Origin of the sequence: Nostoc sp. LEGE 12447 (assembly GCF_015206985.1) — a bacterium.
In the GTDB taxonomy this organism is placed as follows: domain Bacteria; phylum Cyanobacteriota; class Cyanobacteriia; order Cyanobacteriales; family Nostocaceae; genus Nostoc.
Window position 1 is genome coordinate 56,192 of the sequence record NZ_JADEXT010000036.1, and the last position, 26,192, is coordinate 82,383.

The 26,192-nt window shown below is 38.7% G+C and carries 9 protein-coding genes; all 9 read left to right on the forward strand.

Going from position 1 to position 26,192, the window contains the following annotated elements; all coding sequences use genetic code 11:
• Positions 1-26: 26 nt before the first annotated feature.
• Positions 27-5,372, forward strand: coding sequence for a non-ribosomal peptide synthetase (locus IQ274_RS27500; protein ID WP_194144069.1), 5,346 nt, complete (start codon positions 27-29; stop codon positions 5,370-5,372).
• 37 nt (positions 5,373-5,409) lie between these two features.
• Positions 5,410-6,657: a glycosyltransferase gene (locus tag IQ274_RS27505; protein WP_163926805.1), complete on the forward strand. Its 1,248-nt coding sequence runs from the start codon at positions 5,410-5,412 to the stop codon at positions 6,655-6,657.
• 42 nt (positions 6,658-6,699) lie between these two features.
• Positions 6,700-7,674: a class I SAM-dependent methyltransferase gene (locus tag IQ274_RS27510; protein ID WP_163926804.1), complete on the forward strand. Its 975-nt coding sequence runs from the start codon at positions 6,700-6,702 to the stop codon at positions 7,672-7,674.
• A gap of 121 nt (positions 7,675-7,795) precedes the next feature.
• A complete protein-coding gene (locus tag IQ274_RS27515) occupies positions 7,796-12,397 on the forward strand; it encodes a type I polyketide synthase (RefSeq protein WP_194144070.1) in 4,602 nt (1,533 codons plus the stop codon).
• Between the two features lie 51 nt (positions 12,398-12,448).
• The gene (locus IQ274_RS27520; RefSeq protein WP_194144071.1) at positions 12,449-13,537 is read left to right on the forward strand and encodes an LLM class flavin-dependent oxidoreductase; all 1,089 of its coding nucleotides are present in this window, start codon (positions 12,449-12,451) and stop codon (positions 13,535-13,537) included.
• Between the two features lie 6 nt (positions 13,538-13,543).
• Entirely contained in the window at positions 13,544-18,259 is a 4,716-nt protein-coding gene (locus IQ274_RS27525; protein ID WP_322745353.1) for a non-ribosomal peptide synthetase, read from the forward strand.
• A gap of 14 nt (positions 18,260-18,273) precedes the next feature.
• Positions 18,274-19,284 (forward strand): TauD/TfdA family dioxygenase, encoded by a 1,011-nt coding sequence (locus tag IQ274_RS27530; RefSeq protein WP_194144072.1) that lies wholly within the window; start codon positions 18,274-18,276, stop codon positions 19,282-19,284.
• Positions 19,285-19,314: 30 nt separating this feature from the next.
• The gene (locus IQ274_RS27535; protein WP_194144073.1) at positions 19,315-23,943 is read left to right on the forward strand and encodes a non-ribosomal peptide synthetase; all 4,629 of its coding nucleotides are present in this window, start codon (positions 19,315-19,317) and stop codon (positions 23,941-23,943) included.
• 5 nt (positions 23,944-23,948) lie between these two features.
• Positions 23,949-26,192, forward strand: a 2,244-nt coding sequence (locus IQ274_RS27540; protein ID WP_194144074.1) for a condensation domain-containing protein, incomplete at its 3' end; no start/stop codon positions are given.

Sequence of the window (26,192 nt, forward strand, 5' to 3'; positions counted from 1 at the left end):
CATTCCAGAATTAGGTGTGCATCTCAATGCCTGAACATCAGAATACTCAAAGCAGTAATGCCTTTGAAGGCATTTGCGAATTTTCTACTGTTGTTGAACTTTTACGTTATAGAAGTAGCCGCCAGGCTAAACAACTGAGTTACACATTCTTGTCTGATGGGGAAACAGAAAGCGATCGCCTGACCTATCAAGAGCTAGATAGATGTAGCCGAGCGATCGCATCTCAACTGCAAAGCTTAGGTTTAAGTGGAGAGCGTGCGTTACTACTTTATCCCCCAGGTTTAGAATATCTTGCCGCCTTTTTCGGGTGTCTGTATGCCGATGTAGTAGCAGTTCCGGCTTATCCACCACGCAACCAACGCAACACCCCCAGAATTTTAGCGATTCTAGAAGATGCACAAGCCGCAATAATCCTAACGACAAGTGGCATTTTGTCTCAGGTACAATCTTTGTTTGCCGATAAATTTGATATAGATCATATTCATTGGCTAGCCACTGACAACCTCACTCCTGGTATAGAAGAGGGTTGGCAAAAGCCTCTGATCAATACAGACACACTGGCATTTTTGCAATACACATCTGGCTCTACCGGCACACCCAAAGGTGTAATGCTCAGTCATGGCAACCTACTACATAATGCTGTCGTGACTCGCCAATACATGGAACATTCTTCCAGCAGTAAGTTTGTCACTTGGCTACCTGTTTATCATGACATGGGTCTGATTGGCGGAGTGCTGCAACCTCTTTACGGCGGTTTTCCTTGTATCATGATGCCGCCTGCTGCTTTCCTCCAACGTCCCTATCGATGGTTAGAAGCAATTTCTCGTTATAGAGGGACTACTAGTGGCGCTCCCAACTTCGCTTATGAACTTTGTATTGAAAAAATTACCCCAGAACAACGTTCAACCCTAGATTTAAGTAGTTGGAATGTTGCTTTTAATGGCGCTGAACCAATTCGTCAGGAGACTCTAGAGAGGTTTGCAACTACCTTCGCTGAATGCGGTTTTCGTCCAGAAGCCTTTTACCCATGCTATGGCATGGCAGAAGCTACATTAATGGTAACTGGTAGTGTCAAAAATGCTTTAGTAACAACGAAGACTTTACAAAAAACTGCTTTAGAAAGCAATCATATAATTGATGCAGCTACCAATGAAGAAAATTCAATAGCATTAGTTAGTTGTGGTCAAGTTGTACCACAACAGCATATTGTAATTGCTAATCCAGAAACTTTAACTCGCTGTGATCCCGATGAAGTTGGAGAAATCTGGGTATCAGGCCCGAGTATTGGTCATGGTTACTGGAACCGACCAGAAGAAACAGAGCAAACTTTCCACGCTTACCTCCAAGACACGGGAGTTAACGGAGCGTCAGGGCCATTTTTACGAACTGGAGATTTAGGCTTTCTGCATAATGGCGAACTCTTTATTACTGGACGAGCTAAAGATTTAATTATCATCAGGGGACGTAATCTCTACCCACAAGATATTGAGTTAACCGCAGAACGAAGCCATAAAACATTACGCGCAACAAGTGTTGCAGCCTTCGCAGTAGAGGTAGAAAAAGAAGAACGTTTGGTAATTATACAAGAATTAGAGTTTCGTGCAAAACCTAATATAGATGAAGTTACGGCTGCTATTCGCCAAGCAATTACAGAAGAACATGAAGTACAAGTTTACGCAGTTGTTTTAATCAAAGCCGGCACTATTCCCAAAACTTCCAGTGGTAAAATTCAACGTCGGGCTACTAAAGTAGGATTTTTAGCAGGTACATTAGAGGTTGTTGGTAGTAGTATTTTGGAAATTGCCCAGACAACGGCAACAGAAGATTGTCTGACACGCACAGAATTACTAGCAGTAGAATCAGAACAACAACAGCAGTTATTAAACTCTTATTTACATAAATTAGTAGCACGGGTACTGAGGATAACGCCTTCCCAGATAGACCTAAACCAACCTTTGAGTAGCTTGGGTTTAGACTCCCTCAAAGTTTTCGAGTTAAAAAATCGGATAGAGGTCGATTTTGGAGTACTGATATCTGTAGCAGACTTCTTTGATGGTGCTGGTATTGCTGAGTTAACAATGCAAATACTAGACCAAGTTAATAGTAATTTGACTAGTACGTATCTGCCCATCTCTAAAGTCGAGACAGCCGCTAACCAACATCCACTTACTTTTACTCAACAGCAGTTGTGGTTTATTAACCAACTCCAACCTGGGACAGCTACATATAATATTCCGGTAGCTATTCATCTGGCAGGAAAGTTGAATGTCTCTGAATTGGTTCGTAGCTTTAACGAAATTATTCAAAGACACGACATTTTACGAACTAGCTTTGAGGTAGTGGATGGTGAACCCATTCAAAAAGTTGCAGATGCGATTGCGCTTAACGCACGCTCCGCGATCGCATTCAGTTTACCAGAAGTTGATTTGTGTGATTTAGCTGACGAGCAGCAGCAGACTGAAGTACAAAAGTTATCTCAGCAAGAGGCTCAGTTATCTTTTGATTTAGGACAAGCACCCTTGTTGCGGGCGAAACTGCTGCACTTGCAAGCAGAATCGATTTTACTTATAAATTTGCATCATTTGGTTGGTGATGGTTGGTCAATCAAGGTACTAGTTCAAGAATTATCTACGATTTATCAAGCTTTTTGTGCTGGTAAATCCTCGCAACTACCTCAGCTTGCTGTACAGTACACAGATTTTGTGTATTGGCAGCGAAACTGGTTGCAAGGTGAAGTTATAGAAAAGCATTTAGCTTATTGGAAACAGCAGTTAGGCGGAAATCTGCCTGTATTGCAACTACCTACTGACCGCTCCAGACCGCCAATACAGACTTTTCATGGAGCGCAGCAGAAGTTTATATTGTCTACGACATTAACTGAGTCAATCAAACAGTTAAGCCAACAGGAGGGTGCAACCTTATTTATGACCTTGTTAGCGGCTTTTCAAACTTTGCTTTACCGCTACACAGGTCAAGAAGATATTCTTGTTGGTTCACCAATAGCCAACCGCAACCGTGCAGAACTAGAACAACTAATTGGATGTTTTGTCAATACTTTAGTATTACGTACTAATTTAGAAGGAAATCCCACCTTTACAGAATTGTTGGGACGAGTGCGAAAGGTAGCAGTTGAGGCTTATAGTCATCAAGATTTACCTTTTGAGAAGCTAGTAGAAGCATTACAGCCAAATCGGGATTTGAGCTATAATCCAGTTTTCCAGGTGATGTTTGTGCTTCAGAATACTGCATCAAATAGTATCTGGAAAACAGAGGAACTTGAGACAAGAACAGCCAAGTTTGATGTCCTACTATCAATCATTGATAGTGAAGAAGGATTGACAGGGAGGCTAGAATACAACACCGATTTATTTAATGCAGAGACTATAGCTAGGATGGTAGGGCATTTCCAAACCTTGCTAGAGGGTGTAGTTAGTGATCCCAATCAAGGTATTTCTAAGTTATCAATATTGACACCTGTTGAACGTCAAACACTACTGGTTGACTGGAACAACACTCAGGTTGATTATCCTCAAGAAGCTTGCATCCATAACTTATTTGAGGTACAGGCAGAAAAAACACCAGATGCGATCGCTCTCATTTTTGCTAACCAAGAACTTACCTATCGAGAGTTAAACAATCGAGCCAATCAACTAGCGCACTACTTACAAAATTTAGGAGTAAAACCAGATACCTTTGTTGGTATCTGTATGGAACGATCTATCGAAATGGTAGTAGGGATATTAGCAATTATGAAAGCAGACGGTGCGTATGTACCGCTAGATCCTACCTATCCTAAAGAGCGTTTGGCGTTCATGTTAGAAGATGCTCAACTATCATTGTTGCTAGTGCAACCACATCTAATTGATGAACTACCAACACATCAAGCCAAAGTAATAACTATAGATGCTGATGGTGCAGCATTTGCTGACTACAGCCAAGCTAACCCAGATAGTAGTTTACAACTAGAAAACATCGCTTATGTAATTTATACTTCTGGCTCTACAGGAAAACCCAAAGGAGCGATTAACACTCATCAGGGTTTATGCAACCGCTTACTGTGGATGCAAGATACTTACCAATTAAAAGAATGCGATAAAGTTTTACAAAAAACACCTTTCAGTTTTGATGTCTCTGTTTGGGAATTCTTTTGGCCTCTATTTACTGGTGCAACTTTAGTCGTAGCTAAACCGGGTGGCCATCAAGATGCAAGTTATTTAGTCGAACTCATTGCCCAACAGCAAATTACGACATTGCACTTTGTACCTTCAATGCTGCAAGTGTTTTTAGAGGAACCAGGACTAGAGAATTGTTATAGTATCAAACGTGTAATTTGTAGTGGTGAAGCACTACTTTTGGAACTGCAACAACGCTTCTTTGAGCGGTTGAACTCAGAATTACACAATCTTTACGGACCAACAGAAGCTGCTATTGATGTTACGGCTTGGTGCTGCCAAGCTAACAACAATGAAAGATTTGTTCCTATAGGTCGCCCCATTTCCAACATACAGATATATATATTAGATAAACAATTCCAACCTGTTCCAATTGGCATTTCGGGTGAATTGTATATTGGTGGCGTGGGTTTGGCGCGAGGGTATTGGAATAGACCTGAATTAACTAACGAAAAGTTTATTTCTAGTCCGTTTGACTCAAAAAAATACCTTTACAAAACAGGAGATTTAGCGCGTTATCGTGCTGATGGAACAATTGAGTTTTTGGGAAGAATTGACCATCAAGTTAAACTGCGCGGTTTTCGGATTGAACTAGGAGAAATCGAGACGGTTATAGCACAACATTCTAATGTGCGAGAAACGGTAGTCATTGCTAATGAAAATCGTCTGAGTGCTTATGTAGTTCCTACAGCAACATTTTCTGTAAATGAATTACGGCTTTTTCTTAAAGAAAAATTGCCTGAATATATGCTTCCTTCTGCCTTTATAGTGTTAGAAGTATTACCTCTGACTCCCAATGGCAAAGTAGACCGTCGTGCTTTACCTGCACCAGATAATTTGCGCCCAGAATTAGCAAATAGATATCAAGCTCCTCAGTCTGAGGTAGAAAAATCAATAGCTAGGGTTTGGAAACAGGTATTACAGATAGAAAAAGTGGGTGTTTATGATAATTTCTTTGACCTTGGTGGGCATTCTTTGCTAGTGGTACAGGTAAACAATAAACTCAGAGAAATTTTGCACCGAGATTTATCAGTTGTAGAAATTTTTCAAAATCCAACTATTAAGTCGTTGGCAAAACATTTAGATAAAAAAACGAATGATGTTTCTGCCTTACAGTCAATGCGTGGCCGCACTCAGAAGCGAAGAGAGGCTATAAATAAACAACAACAATTCATTAGGAAGCAGAAACAAAAGCATTAGCTTGTAGCAAATATTTAAAGATTGTACGAGACAAAGTATGAAGATTAAAATTGTTGCTTGGGGTGGGCATGGAGACCTCAGACCTTATGTCGCTCTAGCCTTAGAATTACACAAAGCAGGCCATAAAGTAGACCTTGCGACTCTGGCTGATGAGAAAGAATTTGTTACCAGCTTTGGGGTTAACTGCATTCCAATGGAATGGAATTCAGATGACAGAGTATTTTTAACGTATCCACCTTTTAACACGATAGGTTTGCACAGCAATCAAGTGCGATCACTTCCAGATGGATTACTATCTGAAGTATGGCGTGTTTGCCAAAATGCAGAAGCAATTATTTTTAACGGCCCTTCTTATCCATGCTTGTATATTGCCGAGAAATTAGGTATACCTTGCTTTGCCTCTGCAACTCAACCCCACCATCAAACAAGAGCTTTTCCTCATCCATTTGTTACTAATGGCAAGCCTTTAGGAAAAGTTTATAATTGGCTGAGTTATCCATTCTTTGACCAACTTTTCTGGCAGTCAGTTTGCCAACCAGTCAACCAATGGCGGCAGGAAACATTGAATTTACGTCCTCTGACTTTTAGAGAAGGTATAGTACGTAGAATGCAACAGCAGAAAATACCCTTTCTCTACAGTTATAGTCCTACTTTTTTGCCTAAACCATCTGACTGGAATGATGATTTAATTCATGTAACCGGCTATTGGTTTTTAGATACTTCTGAGGATTGGCAACCGCCTACTAACCTGATTAATTTTTTGTCTACCGGAACGCCTCCAGTATATATTAGTAATATTTGGCATCATGAAAAATTAGGCAAAAGTCTAGCACTGGAAGTTGCTAAACTAACAGGTCAACGAATAATTATACAGGATTTAGATGATGAAGAACACGATGTAAAATCAACAGATGATGTATTTTATATCAAGGGAATGATACCTCATGAGTGGTTATTCCCAAAAATGGCAGCAGTTGTACATCATGGTGGTTGTGGAACGACAATGAGTTGTTTACGTGCTGGTGTACCTATGATTATTACTCCGTTCAGAGTTACCGCAGAACACTATTTTTGGGCGCTTCAAGTATCACAGTCTGGCTTAGGTATTTCTGTATTTCCACAGCAAGAACAATTATCACCCGAAAGTTTAGCAGCAGCAATTAAAACTGTTACTAATGATAAAAATATGCGAATTAAAGCAACTGAGATAGGCAAACGAGTTCAAGCAGAAAATGGTGTACAGCGAGCAGTTGAAGCTTTTCATCAACATTTATTTGCTATCTAATTTCAACCAGGATCTATTGACGAAATTAACTCTGCTAAAAAAATGAAAATTAATCTTTCAGAACAAACATCTCTTTTAGAAGGAACTCAATATCTAGCTCAAGAGAAATATATTGAAGCAATTGCTTTTTATCAGCAAAGCATTGAGGCAGACCCTACCACTATTTCTAATTCCTGGTACTTATGCCTGGCTTTACTCCTTGACGGGCAAGAATCACAGGCTTTGTCTATCTGGTCATCAGTTCTAGAACAGGCTCTTATAGAGCAAGTTGATACTTGGACAAAAGGGTTAGTGGAAGTACTAACGAAAGAAGCCATAAGTCGTGAAGCAGCCTCTGACTTTCAATTAGCTCATGAAATGCGTCAGTATGCTAGTGTAGCCTACAACCTGGCACGGCTTGTAATATGGAAAAGAGTGAAAGGATATAAGTTTTCAACTACGTGGTTTATTCAAGCTCTCTCAATCTGGGAACAGCATTTAATATCTTTAGCTAACAAGCCTAGTATAAATATTTTAGAAATAGGTAGTTGGGAAGGTATGTCTGCATGTTGGCTATTAGATAATATTCTCACTCATGAATCCTCAACACTTACCTGTATAGATACCTTTGAGGGAAGCATTGAACACAAAGTGGAATATGAAGATAGCTATATAAATTCTATCGAAGAAAAATTTGATTTCAATATTTCCCAAACAGGAGTACCAGAGAAAGTTAGAAAAATTGTTGGTAATTCGCAAGATGTATTGCGAACACTACCTATTAATCATTATGACATGATTTACATTGATGGTTCTCATATAGCCAGCGATGTCCTTGTGGATGCTGTTTTAAGCTGGGGGCTTGTTAAAGTCGGAGGTATTATTGTTTTTGATGACTATAATTTTTCATTTAACGATATTGTAGAGGCATCACATAACACAAAAATTGGTATAGATGCTTTTCTAACGGTTTTTTATACAAAAATTAAGATTATTTATCAAGGCGAGCAAATTCTAATTAAAAAAATTTGTCCCTAGAGTAATGCTAGAAGAAACATATACCTTTCAATATTAAGTCTCTTTGATATTAAATGTTATGTTTTTCAAAAATACTATTAACATTATCTGTCTTTGATGTCGCACAATAACAAGACCAATAATGAGTACAGAAGCACAAGAATTAGATCAAGGTATAGCAATAATTGGTATGGCAGGACGTTTTCCTGAAGCCAAAAATATTGCAGAGTTTTGGCAAAATTTATGTGATGGAGTTGAGGCAATTTCTCAGTTCAGTGATGAAGAATTGATTGCGGCTGGAGTATATCCATCATTATTAAAGAATCCTAACTATAAAAAAGCTGGCGCTGTATTAGACGATACAGATTTATTTGATGCTGGTTTCTTTGGCTTTAATCCTAAAGAAGCAGAAATGACTGATCCCCAACATAGATTATTTTTAGAATGTGCTTGGGAAGCATTAGAAAATGCTGGTTATGATGCTCAAAGATGCGAAAGCAAGATTGGAGTTTATGCAGGTGCTAGTTTAAATAACTATTTGCCATTTAAGTTAAATATTGACCAACTTGGTTCAGCGCATAGTTTTCAAAAGCTAATTGGAAATGATAAAGATTTTTTGTCTACTCGCGTTTCCTACAAATTAAATCTGACTGGGCCGAGTCTTACTATACAAACGGCTTGTTCTACTTCCTTGGTCGCCACCGCTTTAGCTTGCCAAAGCTTACTCAATTATCAATGTGATATGGCTTTGGCTGGTGGGGCTTCAATTCGTGTACCCCAAAAAACAGGGTATTTACATCAAGAAGGGGGAATTTTATCACCTGATGGTCATTGTCGTGCCTTTGATGCCAAAGCAAAAGGGACAATTATTGGTAATGGTGTAGGAGTAGTGCTGTTAAAGCGGTTATCGGATGCGATCGCAGACGGCGATCACATTTATGCTGTAATTAAAGGTAGTGCCATCAATAACGATGGTTCTGGTAAAGTGGGCTACACTGCGCCTAGTGTCAACGGGCAAGCAGAAGCGATCGCAGAAGCAATAGCCCTGGCTGATATTGAAGCTGAAACAATCAGCTATATCGAAACTCATGGTACAGGAACAGCTTTAGGCGATCCCATCGAAATCTCTGCGTTGACAAATGCTTTTCGTGCTGATACTGAGAAAAAAGGTTTTTGTGCGATCGGTTCTGTCAAAACAAATATCGGACATTTAGACGCAGCTGCTGGTGTGACAGGTTTAATTAAAACCGCTTTGGCTTTACAACATAAACTAATTCCTCCCAGCTTAAATTTTGAGCAGCCTAATCCAGAAATTGATTTTGCTAATAGTCCTTTCTACGTCAATACAAAGCTGACTGAATGGAGTGCAACTTCTACACCGCGCCGTGCTGGAGTTAGTTCTCTAGGTATTGGTGGAACTAATGCTCATGTCATTCTAGAAGAAGCTCCTTTTGTGACGAGAGTGGAGAAGCAAAAGAGAGATTATCAGTTGTTAGTACTTTCAGCGAAAACTGATTCGGCTTTAGAAACCGCTACTAAGAATCTTACTCAACACCTCAGACAGTATCCTGATGTGAATTTGGCAGATGTAGCTTACACATTGCAAGTAGGGCGTGGGGTATTTGATTATCGCCGTGTTGTGGTTTGTCAAAGTACTCTAGAAGCAATAAACACCTTAGAAACTATCGATCCTCAACAAGTTTTAACTCACTTTCAAGAGCCAACTCAACGCTCTATTACCTTCATGTTCCCTGGACAGGGCGCTCAGTATGTGGGAATGGGTAAAGAACTTTACCAGACTGAACCTATATTCCGCGAACAGGTGGATCATTGTTGTTTGCTACTCGAACCGAATTTAGGGTTAGATTTACGTTCAGTTATTTATCCACACGAGTCTGAAAAACAAGTACCAGAACAACTCAAGCAGACATCCTTAGCACAACCAGCATTGTTTGTAATTGAGTATGCTTTGGCTCAACTGTGGATGTCTTGGGGTATCTCACCGCAAGCGATGATTGGCCACAGTATTGGGGAATATGTAGCCGCTTGTCTTGCTGGGGTGATGTCGTTGGAGGATGCGTTAACTTTGGTTGCTGTGCGCGGGCGACTGATGCAGCAAATGCCTATGGGTGCAATGCTTTCTGTTTCCGCATCAGCAGCAGAGGTTAAAACTTTCCTCAACGAAGATTTAGCTTTAGCCGCTAGTAATGCACCTTCATTGTGTGTGGTTTCTGGAAGCTATGATGCAGTAGACAAGATTGCTGAAAAGCTGACAAGTAAGGGGATAGAGTGTCGCAGTTTGCATACTTCTCATGCTTTTCACTCTTCAATGATGGAACCGATGTTAGAACCATTTATAGCGGAGCTGAAAAAAGTCAAACTCAATCCTCCTCAAATTCCCTTTATTTCTAATTTGACGGGTACTTGGATTTCAGCGCCAGAAGCAACATCTCCAGATTATTGGGCGCAGCATTTACGTCAAACAGTACAGTTTTCAGATGGTTTATCAGTCTTGCTGCAAGAAAGCGAACAGCTAGACTGTGCCCCAAGCGATCGCATACTCTTAGAAGTAGGGCCAGGAAGAAGTTTGTGTACTCTTGTCAAACAACACGCCCAACAAGCCACCGGACAAGTTGTATTACCTTCCTTACGTCATCCCCAAGATGAAAAATCAGATGTTAATTTATTACTTAACATTTTAGGGCGGCTCTGGCTAGCAGGAGTTGAGATAAATTGGTCTGGTTTTTATACCCATGAACAGCGTTACCGCGTACCTTTACCTACTTATCCATTTGAACGTCAGCGTTATTGGATTGAACCAGAAATACAAACTCAAGTATCTGATAAAGTTGAAAGCAAGCAGGGTAAAAAATCTAACATTAGTGACTGGTTTTATATTCCTTCTTGGAAACGAGTTCCCCTCGTCAAAACAAAAGATATTACCTCTGGTTATTCTCTAATTTTTGTAGATGAATATGGTGTAGGTTCACAACTTTCTCAACGATTACAACAACTTGGGCAAAAGGTAATTACTGTCAAAATAGGAGAAAAATTTGCTCAAATTGATAGCAATACATACGCTATCAATCCGGCTCAAGCGGATGATTATCAGAACTTACTACAACAGTTACGGGAACAAGAAAAAACTCCCGATAAAATTACCCACTTATGGAGTTTTACCCAATCACAAACTTTATCTTGGGAAACAACCCAAAATTTAGGTTTCTACAGTCTTATTTACCTAGCACAAGCGATTGGACAACAACAGATAAGTGATGCGATTCAACTTTGTGTTATTGCTAATCATCTGTACGACATAGGAGGAAATGAAGAATTATATCCTGAAAAAACAACCATAATAGGCGCGTGCAAAGTAATTCCTCAAGAATATCAGAATATCAGTTGTCGTCTGGTTGATATTTTCCTGCCTACATCAACAAGCGAAGATTTTCTAGAGCAGTTATTGGCAGAATTAACAGCAGACTCAGAAGATTCAATAATTGCTTACCGGAATAATTACCGTTGGGTACAAACATTTGAGCCTGTTGCATTAGAAGCCGCTACTAAAGATAAAATTCGCTTGCGCCAAAAAGGAGTATACCTAATTACAGGTGGAATGGGAGGTATCGGTTTAGTTTTAGCTGAATATTTGGCAAAAACTGTACAAGCAAAACTGATTTTATTAGGACGTTCTCTTCAATGTGAAAACGAGAAAATCAAACAATTAGAAGCATTCGGTGCAGAAGTATTTGTACTGGCTGCTGATGTGACGAATGAAGAACAGATGCAGAGTGCGATCGCGCAATCTTTAAAACGTTTTGGTACAATTAATGGTGTCATCCATAGTGCTGGTATTGCTGGTGCAGGGATGATTCAACTAAAAATACCAGAGACTGCCGAAAAAGTTTTTGCACCCAAAATTCAAGGAACAGTAATTCTAAATAATGTTCTCAAACACATCAATTTAGACTTGTTAGTTCTTTGTTCCTCCTTAAGTTCAATTCAAGGTGGATTTGGGCAAGTAGATTATTGTGCTGCTAATAGTTTCTTAGATGCCTTTGCTCATTGGAATACAGCAGCAAATAACAGATTTACAGTTGCTATTAACTGGGACGCTTGGCAACAAGTTGGGATGGCAGTTAATACTAGTGTTCCTGATGAAATCAAAAACTGGCGTGAAGAAAGTTTAAAAAATGCTATCCTGCCAGTAGAAGGAGCAGATTGCTTTAGACGGATTTTAGCAACCTCTTTACCTCAAGTTATAGTTTCTACGCAAGATTTACAGGTAGGAATTGAGCAAATCAATCAATTAGCTTTATCTTTATCATTAGCTCAAAAGCCAGTAAATTCTTGTCAAGTATCTGCCAGTAGACATTCACGAACTCTCCAAGAAAATACTTATATAGCTCCTAGCAATGAAATTGAAGAAACTATTGCCAATATCTGGGAAGAACTCATTGGAATTGAAAAAGTAGGGACTCATGATAACTTCTTTGAATTAGGTGGACATTCTTTACTGGCAGTCCAAACTATTTCTCGTATCCGAGAAGCTTTTCAAGTCGAATTACCACTACGTACTCTTCTCTTTGATGCGCCAACAGTTAGGGAATTAGCTAATGTCATCCTCGAAAAACAACCACAATCAGAAGAACTTGATGAAATCGCAAAACTATTAGCAGAAGTAGAAAATCTCTCCATTGAAGAACTCCAAAGACAAATAGCCCAAGAATCGCCAGTTAGTTAAATAAACTTTAAATTTTGTATCTCCTTCTTTGCGCGAAACTTTCATAAAAATATGGAATTCAGCATACTCTACTTTTCCGGCGATGGCTCAACAACCGAATCAGAGAAATATAAACTCTTGATAGAAACAGCTAAACTAGCCGATAAACATGAATTTTCAGCAGTATGGACTCCCGAACGCCATTTTCATCCTTTCGGGGGTTTGTATCCCAATCCATCGGTAATTAGTGCAGCCTTAGCAATGGTGACAGAGAAAATTAAACTCAGATCAGGCAGTATTGTGATGCCATTACAACATCCTGTTAGAGTAGCCGAAGAATGGGCTGTAGTTGATAATTTATCTGGTGGTAGAGTTGGACTTTCTTTTGCACCAGGTTGGCACGCTGATGATTTTTTATTACGTCCAGAAAATTACGCTGAACGTAAAGAAGTTATGTGGCGTGACATCGAAATTTTACAAAAACTCTGGCACGGTGAAGAAATTGAATTTATTAATGGCTCAGGCAATAAAGTTCAGATAAAAACATTTCCCCGTCCTATACAATCTCAAGTACCTATATGGATTACTTGCCAAGCTGACAGTACGTTTATTGGTGCAGGTAAAATAGGCGCTAATGTTTTAACCTCTTTGTTGTATGCCACTATTGATGATTTAGCTCAACAAATATCTCTTTATCGTCGTACTTTGGCTCAACATGGTCATGATCCAAAAAGTTGCAAAGTGTCTTTGATGATGCATACTTATATAGGAGATAATGAACAATTAGTTAAGCAACAAGTAAAACAGCCTTTTTGTAATTATCTTAAAACTCATTTTGGCTTAGTTGAAAACTTAGCTAAACGCATCAATTTTCAATTTAATCCTGAAAATTTTACCGAAGAAGATCGACAACAGCTTTTAGAGTTTGCTTTTGAGCGCTATTTCCAACAAGGTAGAGTTTTAATTGGTACGCCAGAAAGTTGTCGTCAAACAATTGCACGTCTGAAAGAAATTGGCGTAGATGAAATAGCTTGTCTAGTTGATTTTGGCCTTGATTTTGATACAGTGATGACAAGCTTAAATAAGCTAACAGACTTTAAGCAAAACTATCAGATAAAAAAACAGATAAGTAAATATTCAACTTTAAGTTTATTTGGGTGATTAGTTGTGAAAGATATTAATGAAAGAATTGCCGCTTTATCTCCCGAACAAAGAGCATTGTTTGAAATGCGGCTAAAACAGAAAAACTTACAAGTTAAAAAATCAACATCAATTTTTAAAAGAACAGCATCAGATATTTTATATTTATCATTAACTCAAGAAAGGTTGTGGCTGCTTCATCAGTTACAACCAGATACACCTTTATATAATGAATCTAGTCTATTGCATCTTACAGGTATTCTCAACACTCCAGCTTTAGAAAAAAGTATTAATGAAATTATTAAAAGGCATGAAATTCTCCGCACTAGCTTTCAAATTGTAGATGAGCAAACTTTACAATTAATTGCTCCCAAACTCACATTTACGCTGACAACTATAGAATTAGGCACATACTCAGAAGCGAAAGTCAACCAAATTGTTACAGAAAAAGCTCGGCAAGCTTTTGACCTGGCTCAAGCGCCACTGCTTCGAGGTACGCTAATTCGTCTGAGTGAGCAAGAACATATTCTCTTATTGACCAAGCATCACATTATTTCTGATGGTTGGTCATGGCAAATCTTTTTTCGAGAGTTAGCAGCACTATACCAAGGCTTCTGTCAAGATAATTCAGCAAACTTGCCAGAGTTACCAATTCAGTATGCAGACTTTGCACTGTGGCAAAGACAATATTTAAATGATAAATCGCACCATCTGACATACTGGAAGCAACAACTTAAAGATGCGCCGCCAATTCTCAACTTACCAACAGATCATCCCCGCCCTGCACAACAAAGCTTTCAAGGTGCGCGTGCAACTATTATAATTCCGCAAGCGATCGCAGATGCACTCCAATCTTTCAGTCAACAGGAAGGCGTTACCCTGTTTATGGTATTACTTGCTGCGTTTAAAACCTTGCTTTACCGTTACACAGGGCAAACAGACTTATTAGTTGGGACTCCTGTTGCAAACCGCACCCACAGCGAAATTGAAAATTTACTCGGATGCTTCGTTAACACTTTAGTTCTCCGAACTGATGTATCTGGAGAACCAAGTTTTAGAGAGTTGGTGAAACGAGTACGCGACACAGCCTTAGCTGCTTACACTCATCAAGACTTTCCCTTTGAACAGCTAGTCAAAGAACTACAACCGGAACGGACATTAAGCCACACTCCTCTGTTTCAGGTGATGTTTGTCTTCCAAGATGCGCCAATATTAGCCCTACAACTGCCGAATTTAACCTTGGCTCCTTTAATGATAGACAACGGGACTGCCAAGTTTGATTTGACTTTGTATGTAGAAGATACCAAGCAAGGGCTAATAGGATTTTTGGAGTACAACAGCGAGTTGTTCCATGCTGACACCATTAACAGGATGGTGGGACATTTTCAAACTTTATTAGAGAGTATAGTTGCTAATTGCGATCGCTCTATTAGTAAATTGCCTTTATTAACACCAACTGAACAACATCAGTTATTAGTAGAATTTAATCAAAATTCCTTAGAGATTTCTCATAGCCAGCTTGAAAAATGCCTGCATCATTTAATTGAGGCACAAGTAGAAAAGACACCTGATGCTATTGCAGTAATATTTGCAGATAAAAAACTTACTTATAGAGAATTAAATAATCGTGCCAATCAATTAGCACATTACTTACAATTGTTAGGAGTTCAAGCAGAGAAGCGGGTTTGCATTTGTCTAGAACGCTCCTTAGAAATGGTAGTGGGGCTGTTGGGAATATTAAAAGCTGGCGGTGTTTATGTTCCAATAGATCCTAATTATCCTCTAGAGCGTTTAGCTTTCCTTTTAGAAGATTCTCAAGCGCCACTATTATTAACGCAGCAAGAAATATTAACCAAACTGCCAACATATCAAGGCCAAGCTATCTGCTTAGATACTGATTGGGAAAACATAGCACAATACAGTAAAGATAACCTAAATACCAAAATCACACCTGATAATTTAGCTTACATCATTTACACTTCTGGTTCTACAGGAAAACCAAAAGGAGCAATGAACACGCACTGCGGGATTTGTAATCGTCTCCTCTGGATGCAACAAGCTTATCAACTAACAGCAATTGATGCTGTACTTCAGAAAACCCCTTTTAGTTTTGATGTATCAGTCTGGGAATTTTTCTGGACTCTCATCACAGGCGCTCGTCTGGTAATTGCAAAGCCAGAAGGACATAAAGATAGTGCATATCTAGTAGACTTAATTGCTGAAGAAAATATTACAACTCTACATTTTGTACCTGCAATGCTTCAGGTATTCTTAGAAGCACCAGGAATAGAAAAATTAAAATCTATCAAGCGAGTTATTTGTAGTGGTGAGGCTCTATCTTTCACAGTTCAGAAAAGATTTTTTGATGTTTTAGATGCCGAACTATATAATCTTTATGGCCCCACAGAAGCCGCGATTGATGTTACCTTCTGGAAGTGTCAACAAGAAAGTGATAAATCCATAGTTCCAATTGGTCGCCCCATAGCCAATACCCAAATTTATTTGTTAGATTCCCATTTACAACCAGTACCTATTGGCATTTATGGAGAATTGCATATTGGTGGGGTTGGAGTAGCTAGAGGATATTTAAATCGCCCAGATTTGACAGATAAAAAATTCATTCCTAATCCTTTTAGTAATCAACCAGAAAGTCGCCTTTACAAAACTGGAGATTTAGCTCGATATTTACCAGATGGCAACATTGAATATTTAGGAAGAATAGATCATCAAGTGAAAATCCGAGGTTTTCGGATTGAATTGGGAGAGATTGAAACAGTATTGTGCCAACATCTGGCTGTGCGGGAAGCTGTTGTTGTGCAGGAAAATCAATCTCTTCTGGCTTATGTCGTTTTTCATCACAACGTTGCACATTCTATTAATGAACTACGAAATTACCTACAGCAGCATTTGCCAGAATACATGATTCCTTCTGCTTTTGTGCTGCTAGACAGTTTACCGTTAACGCCTAATGGCAAAGTAGACCGTAGGGCATTACTAGTACCAGAGCAAACCCGCCCTGAACTAGAAGAAACATTTGTTGCTCCTCGTAATCCAACAGAGGAAATGTTGGTAGGAATTTGGGTAAAAATCTTGGGAATACAGCAAGTAGGCATTAACGACAACTTTTTTGAATTAGGTGGACATTCTTTATTAGCTACTCAAGTAATTTCCCAAGTACGAAAAGCATTTGGATTAGAAATACCGCTACGTAATCTATTTGCATCACCCACAATAGCTGAACTTGCCAAACATATAGAGAAAGCTAAACCTAAATTAAATTCAGTTCCTTTTTTAGTACCTGTTGACCGAAATCAAGAATTACCTCTGTCTTTTTCTCAACAAAGATTGTGGTTCCTTCATCAATTAGATCCCGACTCAACAGCTTATAATGGCTCTGATTTGGTACGGCTGCAAGGGACACTGAATGTAGCAGCACTAGAAGAAAGCATTAACGAAATTGTCCGGCGACATGAAGTTTTACGGACGTACTTTACAGTTGTTGAAGTCCGACCAATTCAGAAGATTATTTCTGAATTTAGACTACCTATACCAATCGTAGATTTACAACATTTACCAGTAATTGAAAGAGAAAAAGAAATACAAAGGCTGGAGGTAGAAAATGCCCAGCAACCATTTGATTTGACACAAGCACCGTTGATGCGATTAGTGCTTTTGCGCCTCACTCCAGAAGAACATATCTTGTTAGTCACAATGCATCATATTATCTCTGACGCTTGGTCAGGAGGAGTGTTTATCCGCGAGGTTTCAGCACTTTATGAAGCATTTTCAAATAGCAAACCTTCTCTGCTAACAGAGTTACCAATTCAATATGCTGATTATGCAGTGTGGCAACAGCAATATTTACAAGGAGAAAGGCTTGATACTCAATTAACCTACTGGAAACAACAGTTAAAAAATGCAAAGACAATCTTAGAATTACCAACAGATAAACCGCGCATTCAACTACAAACTTCTTTAGGGAAAAAACACTCATTCAGCCTATCACCTACACTATCTAATAACCTTAAATCTCTCAGTCAGCGAGAAGGTGTCACTTTATTTATGACTCTCCTGGCAGCTTTCAACACCTTGCTCTACCACTATACAAAGCAAGAAGATATCCTTGTAGGTTATCCCATCGCTAACCGTAATCGTAGTGAATTAGAAGGATTAATTGGCTTTTTTGTCAACACTCTCGTATTACGAACTAATCTCTCTCATAACCCCACCTTTAAAGAATTATTGCAACAGGTACGAGAAACAGCTTTGGGAGCTTATGCACACCAAGATTTACCATTTGAGAAGTTAGTAGCAGAACTACAGCTAGAGCGTAATTTAAATCATTCGCCGCTATTTCAGGTATGGTTTGTTTTGCAAAATGCTCCTAAATCAAATCTAGAACTAGAAGGACTAAATCTCAGCATTTTAGAAGGTGACAGTGGTACAGTTCGTCATGATTTGAAACTGCAATTAACAGAAATACCAGAAGGAATGGAAGGTTTCTTTGAGTATAAAATAGATTTATTTTATGCCACTACTATTGTTCGCATGGCAGTTATTTTGGAGACATTACTAACAAAGGTTGTGGAACAGCCAGATATTCGGCTCGACCAATTAGTAATACTATTGCAGGAAACGGAAAAACAACAACAAAACATCCAAAATCAAGAATTGCAGCAAGCTCGGATTCAGAAGTTAGGCAAAATCGGACGCAAGGCGATCGCAGGCAAAGTTGAATCATAATTAGGCATAAGAACATGAATCTAAAAACATTCAAAAGAAAATCAATTACAGTTTCTTCCGAAAACTTGGTTAAAACCAGTTTCTTAGAATCTAATCAACAGCTACCTCTCGTTATTCAACCTGCTGTGGATGGCATTAATTTAGTCAATTGGGCAAGTAATAATTGTGGTTGGATAGAAAAACAATTAATTCAATACGGAGGTTTACTTTTTCGCAATTTTCCAGTTAATACTCATAGCGAATTTGCTAATTTTATGCAGGCTATAGCAGGAGAATTAATCGAATATTCTTATCGTTCAACTCCGCGTAGCCAAGTTGATGGTAAAATATATACATCAACAGAATATCCGCCTGATCAATCAATTCCTCTACATAATGAAATGGCCTATTCTCTTAATTGGCCAATGAAAATTGCCTTCTTTTGTGTAAAGGCAGCAGAGCAAGGTGGAGAAACACCAATTGCGGATAGTCGTAAAATATTTGAACGAATAGATCCAAAAATTAAAGAGCAATTTATTCAAAAAAAGATTATGTATGTCCGTAATTACGGACAAGGGATTGATTTATCTTGGGAAACTGTATTTCAAACTAACGATAAAGCAGAAGTCGAAGCATATTGTCAATCTGTCGGTATTGATTTTACATGGTTAGACGGAAATAAACTTAGAACCAGCCAAGTTTGTCAAGCTGTTGCTACCCATCCTCAAACTGGTGATTCAATTTGGTTTAATCAAGCGCATTTATTTCATATATCAAGCTTAAAAGCTGAAGTCCGCCAATCTTTACTTGCTATACTAAATGCTGAGGAATTACCACGTAACGCTTATTATGGAGATGGTTCAGAAATTGAATCCTCAGTATTAGAAGAAATTCAAAAAAGTTATGAGCAAGAAACAGTAACATTCTCTTGGCAAGAAGGGGATATTTTACTGCTAGATAATATGCTAGCTGCTCATGGACGTAAGCCATTTACAGGCGCGAGAAAAGTTTTGGTAGGTATGGCGGAACCTTATATAGTTCAATAATTGAAATATATCTAAGTACATCGAATAATTATGCAAGCTATATCAATAGAAGGCTTTCAAATTTCACCTCAGCAAAAACGCTTATGGTTATTACAGCAAGAAGCGAACCATCAGCCATATCGGGTTCAATGTGCAGTTCTAGTAGAGGGAAACATTGAACATTCAATTTTAGAAAAAGCCATACATAATGTTTGGACTAAATATGAAATTTTACGTACTAGCTTTCCTACATTGGCGGGAATGGCAGTTCCTTTACAAGTCATTGGAGAGGAAGCATCTATAAAGTTTAACTATTATGATTGGCAGAATTTAGATACAGAAACACAACAAATAAATACTGACGCATTATTTGAAGATTATAATAAATTATACTTTGATTTAAAAGAAGGTTTTACTAGCCAGATTGATGTAATTAAAAAATCTGAAAATCAATACCTTTTACTTGTAGCAATCTCAACCATTTGTGCAGATAGAATATCCCTGCATCGTCTTTTGCGTGATATTAGTGTCACTTATGAGACTTATTTGCATGAACATAAGCTAGAAGATACACCTTTACAATATGCAGATATTGCTGCTTGGCAAAATGAGTTATTAATTGGAGAAGAAGCGGAAATAGCAAAAGAGTATTGGTTCAATCAAAAAGTGTCTAATTCTCTTATAGATAAATTACCAAACGAAAAAAAAGTTAATCAAAAGCCAGGATTTGAACCCAAAGTTATCAGGATTAACTTTGATTCTGCTATCACAAATAATATTGCAGCGATCGCACAAAAACACACTGTAGATATTTCAACAGTTTTAATGGCTTGCTGGCAAATCCTATTATGGCGTTTGACTAACAAATCTGAAACTATTTTAGCTTGGTGTTGTGATGGGAGAAATTACCAAGAATTACAACCAGCAGTTGGTTTATTAGCCAAATATTTACCTGTTCGTATTCAAATACAAGAAAATTATATCCTTGCTGATATATTAAAGCAGTTAGATAAACAATTAAATGAAGCTGTCCAATGGCAAGATTTTTTTAATTCAGAAGATTTTGTCGCTGAGACTAAAGATACTCAGAAATCATCATTTTTACCTTTCGTCTTTGAATTCGTATCCCAGCCTAGTAAATATTTTGCTGGTGACGTATCTTTCTCGATTCAAAACATTTATAGCTGTATTGAACGCTTCAAGGTGAAATTATTATGCTGGCATCAAGGTGATTCACTCACAGCAGAATTATATTATGATGCGAACTTATTTGAGCAAGAAGATATTGAGCGATTAGCAGCACAGTTTCAGACTTTGTTAAGTAGTGCAATTAACAATCCAGAGACTGCGTTCAGTTCTACTGTACCGCAGGTGGTCGCACAACTAGAAATCCTCTCTCCACAAGAACGCCAGCAACTATTAGGCGAATTTAACAATACCAAAACTGCTCCTTCTCCATACCAGTGCATTCATCACTGGATTGAAGCACAGGCTGATAACACACCAAATAATGTTGCTGTTGTTTTTGGCAATCAACATTTAACCTATGAACAACTAAATGCTAAAGCTAACAACTTAGCTAATCATTTGGCATCATTAGGAGTCAAACCGGAAACTGTTGTTGCGCTTCGCGTTGAACGTTCTTTGGATATGATAGTTGGTATCCTTGGCATTCTCAAAGCAGGTGCAGCCTATTTACCTCTAGAACTTTCTTTACCCGAAGCAGCATTAGCATTCAGATTGCAGGATGCTCAAGTATCGGTGTTGTTAACTCAAAAGCGCCTTGTAGAAAAAATGAATTTCCAGGCGCGGGTAGTTTTTATCGACGCAGAGATCAGCGATTCGCCTCCAGACAACATTCTCCAGCCTGCTACGCCAGAGAACTTGGCTTATGTAATCTACACCTCTGGTTCAACAGGTAAACCCAAAGGAGTTGCAGTTGAACATCGGCAAATAGTCAATTATGTTAACGGTATATTAGAAAAACTGGATTTACCAGAGGCGGCTAGCTTTGCCACTGTTTCTACTTTTGCCGCAGATTTAGGTAATACAGCAATTTTCTCGGCGTTGTGTACAGGTGGATGTTTGCATATCATTTCAGAGGAATGTGCTACTGATCCAGTTGCATTTGCCGAATATTGCGATGGGCTACGCCCCGCCGTAGGCGATCGCCATTGCATAGATTGCCTTAAAATAGTTCCTTCACATTTATCCGCTTTATTATCAGGTTCTCACGCCGAAAAACTTCTACCACGTCAGCGCCTCATTCTTGGTGGTGAAGCCGCAACCTGGGATTTGATTAAACAGGTACGTGAATTAGCACCAGAATGCAAAATTTTCAACCACTACGGCCCAACAGAAACTACCGTTGGTGTACTTACTTATCCGGTAGAAGAAGTTTCTACTGATACGCTATCAAATACTGTACCTTTGGGTCGTCCTTTAGCCAATACCCAAATATATTTACTTGATAACTATTGCCAACCTGTACCTTTGGGTGTAGTAGGAGAAATCTATATAGGTGGTGATAATGTAGCCAGAGGTTATATAAATCAACCAGAACTAACTAACGAGCGGTTTATTCCTAATCCATTCAGTAGTGAACCCGACGCAAGACTTTATAAAACTGGAGATTTAGGACGCTATCAATCTGATGGTAACTTAGAATTTTTGGGTAGAATTGATGACCAAGTAAAATTACATGGTTATCGCATTGAACTAGGAGAAATTGAAGCTGTACTTCGTCAAGATTCACAAATCCGAGAAGTAGTTGTACTTGCAAAAGAAGCTCATCCAGGGAAAAAGCAGCTTGTAGCCTATATAGTTCCTAAAGAACATTTAAAATCTGCTGAATTGCGCGATTTTCTCAAGCAAAAATTGCCTGAATATATGCTGCCTTCACACTTTGTATCCTTGAAGGTTTTACCGCTAACAGCAAATGGAAAAATCGACAAAAAATCTCTACCAGCACCAGATGCAGTTAAACCAGAATTAAAAGCTGCTTTTGTTGCACCGCGTACCCCAGTAGAAATTGCCTTGGCTAAAATTTGGGCAGAACTGCTCAATTTAGAGCAAGTTAGTATTCACGATAACTTCTTTGAATTGGGTGGAGATTCGATTATTAGTATTCAGGCGATCGCCAAAGCAAATCAAGCGGGTTTACGCCTCACTCCCAAACAAATTTTTGAACACCAAACCGTTGCAAAACTTGCGTTAATTGCAGATACTAGCTCAAAGACAGAATCAGAACAAGGACTGGTAATTGGTGTTGTACCTCTCACACCAATTCAACATAGCTTTTTTGCCCAAAATTTACCTGAACAGCATCATTGGAATCAATCTTTATTACTAGAATTACAGCAAGATATCGATCTGAGTATTCTACAGCAAGCAATACAGCATTTACTGGCACACCATGACGCACTCCGCTTGCGTTTTCGACTAGCAGCTAATGGTTGGGAATCATTTAATGCTGGTGTTGAGTCAGAAATACCATTTACTAAATTCGATTTTTCTGAATTTCCCCAAGAGCAACAAAAAGCGGCTATTGAAGCCAAAGCCACAGAATTACAGGCAAGTTTGGATTTATCAAATGGTTCTATAGTGAGGGTGGCGTTATTTGACTTGGGTTCTCAGCAAAATAATCGCTTACTGTTTATCATTCATCATTTGGCTGTTGATGGTGTTTCCTGGCGAATTTTATTATCTGATTTGCAAACAGCTATAGAACAAATTCAGCAAAATCAAGCAATTCAATTACCAACCAAAACAACTTCTTTTAAACAATGGAGTGAACGTTTGCAAGAATATGCAAACACAAAGACGCTGCACTCACAGTTAGAGTTCTGGTGTTGTGAGTTAAGAAAAAAAGTTTCTCCTTTACCAGTGGACTATGTAAGCGGATTAAATACTGTAGCTACAAGTAAAACTTTCTCAGTATTCCTCAATGAAACTGAAACACAATCACTGTTACAAGAAGTTCCAGCCAAGTACCATACACAGATAAATGATGTTTTTTTAACAGCACTAGTAAAAACTTTTGCAGACTGGACAGGAGAAAAAATGCTGTTAGTTAACTTAGAAGGACATGGACGAGAAGATATTTTTACTGATGTTGATTTATCTAGTACAGTCGGTTGGTTTACTACTGTATTTCCAGTCTTGCTGAATTTAGAAAGTAGTGCGATTGAGGATGCTTTAAAAGCAATTAAAGAACAGCTTCGTAGTATTCCAAATCGTGGTTTTGATTATGGTGTATTGCGTTATCTGTGCAGTGATACTGCTGAAAATTTAGCTGCTATACCTCAAGCAGAAGTTTGTTTCAATTATTTAGGACAATTTGACCAAGTTTTACAAGAATCTTCTTTATTCAAATTAGCTTCAGAATCAAGTGGCACAGCACGTAGCCCTTTAGGAAGCCGTCGTCATCTTATAGATATTAGCGGGTTTGTGAGTGGAGGTAGCCTGCAACTGGATTGGACTTATAGCACTGCAATACATAAAGATGCTACTGTTTCAAGTCTGTCCGATAAATTTGTCCAAGCACTGCGGGAAATTATTAGTCATTGTCAATCGGCTGATGCAGGAGGTTATACACCTTCTGATTTCTCCAAAGCAAAGGTAAGCCAAAAAGACCTCGACTTTTTACTGACAAAAATTAACCGTGGGAGTGGAAAGTAAAATATATGAAAGCTGACAACATTCAAGATATTTATGAACTGTCACCACTACAACAGGGCATTCTCTTTCATAGTTTGTATGCTCCCGAATCGGCTGTTTATTTTGTCCAGTTATGTTACTCCCTGAAGGGCAATTTTAATGTTGTAGCCTTTGAACAAGCTTGGCAAGAAGTAGTCAACCGCCACAGTGTTCTACGCACAGCTTTTTATTGGGAAAATCTAGAAAAACCTTTACAGGTTGTGCATCAAGAAGTCGAAGTATCGTTAATACAGCACGATTGGCGAGATATCAAACCAAATGAGCAGCCGCAGAAATTGCAGGAACTTTTGGAGAGCGATCGCACCTGTAATTTTGACCTGACACAACCATGCTTAATGCGGCTGAATTTAATTCGCTGTAACGATGATTGCTATTACTTTGTTTGGAGTAAACATCATCTTATTTTAGATGGTTGGTCAACAGCTTTAGTCTTAAAAGAAGTAGTAAAAATTTACCAGTCTCTTTACCAATTTAAAAATTTACCTTTAATATTAGATACTTCCTTTGGCAATTATATTGGTTGGTTGCAACAACAAGATATAAACAAAGCAAAGGACTTTTGGCAACAGTTATTACAGGGAGTTACAGCTCCCACACCCTTAATTAATTTAAATACTCAAGACTCATTCAAGCAACCAGAGAAATACAATCAGCAAATAATCAAGCTTTCGCAAACAACCACCGCAACGCTACAATCTTTAGCAAGACAAAATCAACTCACACTTAACACCCTTGTCCAAGGAGCTTACGCTTTACTTTTAAGCCGCTACAGTAGAGAAACAGATGTAGTTTATGGTGTAACAGTCTCCGGTCGTCCAGCAGATTTAGTCAACGCTGAGTCTATGGTGGGGATGTTTATCAATACTCTACCTATACGAGTGAAAATTAATGCTGAAGAATCTTTGTTATCTTGGTTAAGAAAATTACAATCACAACTGGCAGAAATTCGGCAATATGAATATAGTCCACTGGTAGAGGTGCAAGGCTGGAGCGAAGTACCGCGAGGTTTACCTTTATTTGAAAGCATATTAGTATTTGAGAATTATCCCATTGACGCTGCATTAAAAAATGGGATGAAAGATTTAGAAATTCAGTCTATTAGTTCTGTTGACAATACTAATTATCCTCTAACAGTAACAGTTATCCCTAGTTTTGAGTTGGAACTGAGAATATCTTACGATTGCGATCGCTTCCATTCAGATACTATCACTCGGATGCTGGGGCATCTTGTCACTCTATTAGAAAATCTGATTGCAGATGTTAGTCAGCCTCTGGCTTCATTGTCGATGTTGACAAAAGTTGAGCAACATCAACTACTAGTTGATTTTAATAATACACAGGCTGATTATCCTAAAAATAAGTGCATTCATCATTTATTTGAGGAACAGGTCGAAAAAGTACCAGATGCACTTGCAGTAGTATTTAAAGACGAGCAACTCACATATCGAGAACTCAACATCCGTGCTAACCAACTAGCCCATTACCTACAACAATTAGGAGTTAAGCCAGAAGTACCAGTGGGGATTTGTGTAGAACGCTCCCTAGAAATGGTCATCGGCTTATTAGGTATCCTCAAAGCAGGTGGAGCATATCTACCAATTGAGCCAACTTATCCCAAAGAACGTCTTGCATTTATTTTACAAGATGCTCAGACACCTGTACTACTGACTCAACAACATTTAGCAGCAAACTTACCAACAGATGCAACCCAAGTAATTTGCTTAGATACTGATTGGCAAATAATTAGTCAACAGCCAATAGATAACCCAGTCAACGATATTACAACTCTCAATCTGGCTTACATCATCTACACTTCTGGTTCGACTGGCAAACCCAAAGGTACATTAATTCACCATCAAGGACTAGTTAACTACCTGAGTTGGTGTACCCAAGCTTATAATCTTGACCAAGGTACAGGAACAATCGTTCATTCTCCTTTAGGATTTGACCTGACGATTACCAGCCTTTTCTCTCCGTTACTAGTGGGGAATCAGCTAGAAATTCTTTCACCAGACCAAGGTATTGAAACTCTGGCTAATGCTTTACGCGCACGCTCTAACTTAAGCTTGGTGAAAATTACCCCAGCTCACCTAAAGTTACTATGTCAGATGTTATCACCGCAAGAAGCCGCAGGTCGCACCAGAGCCTTTATCATTGGTGGTGAGAATTTGTTGGCTGAAGATATTGCTTTCTGGCGGGAGTTTGCACCA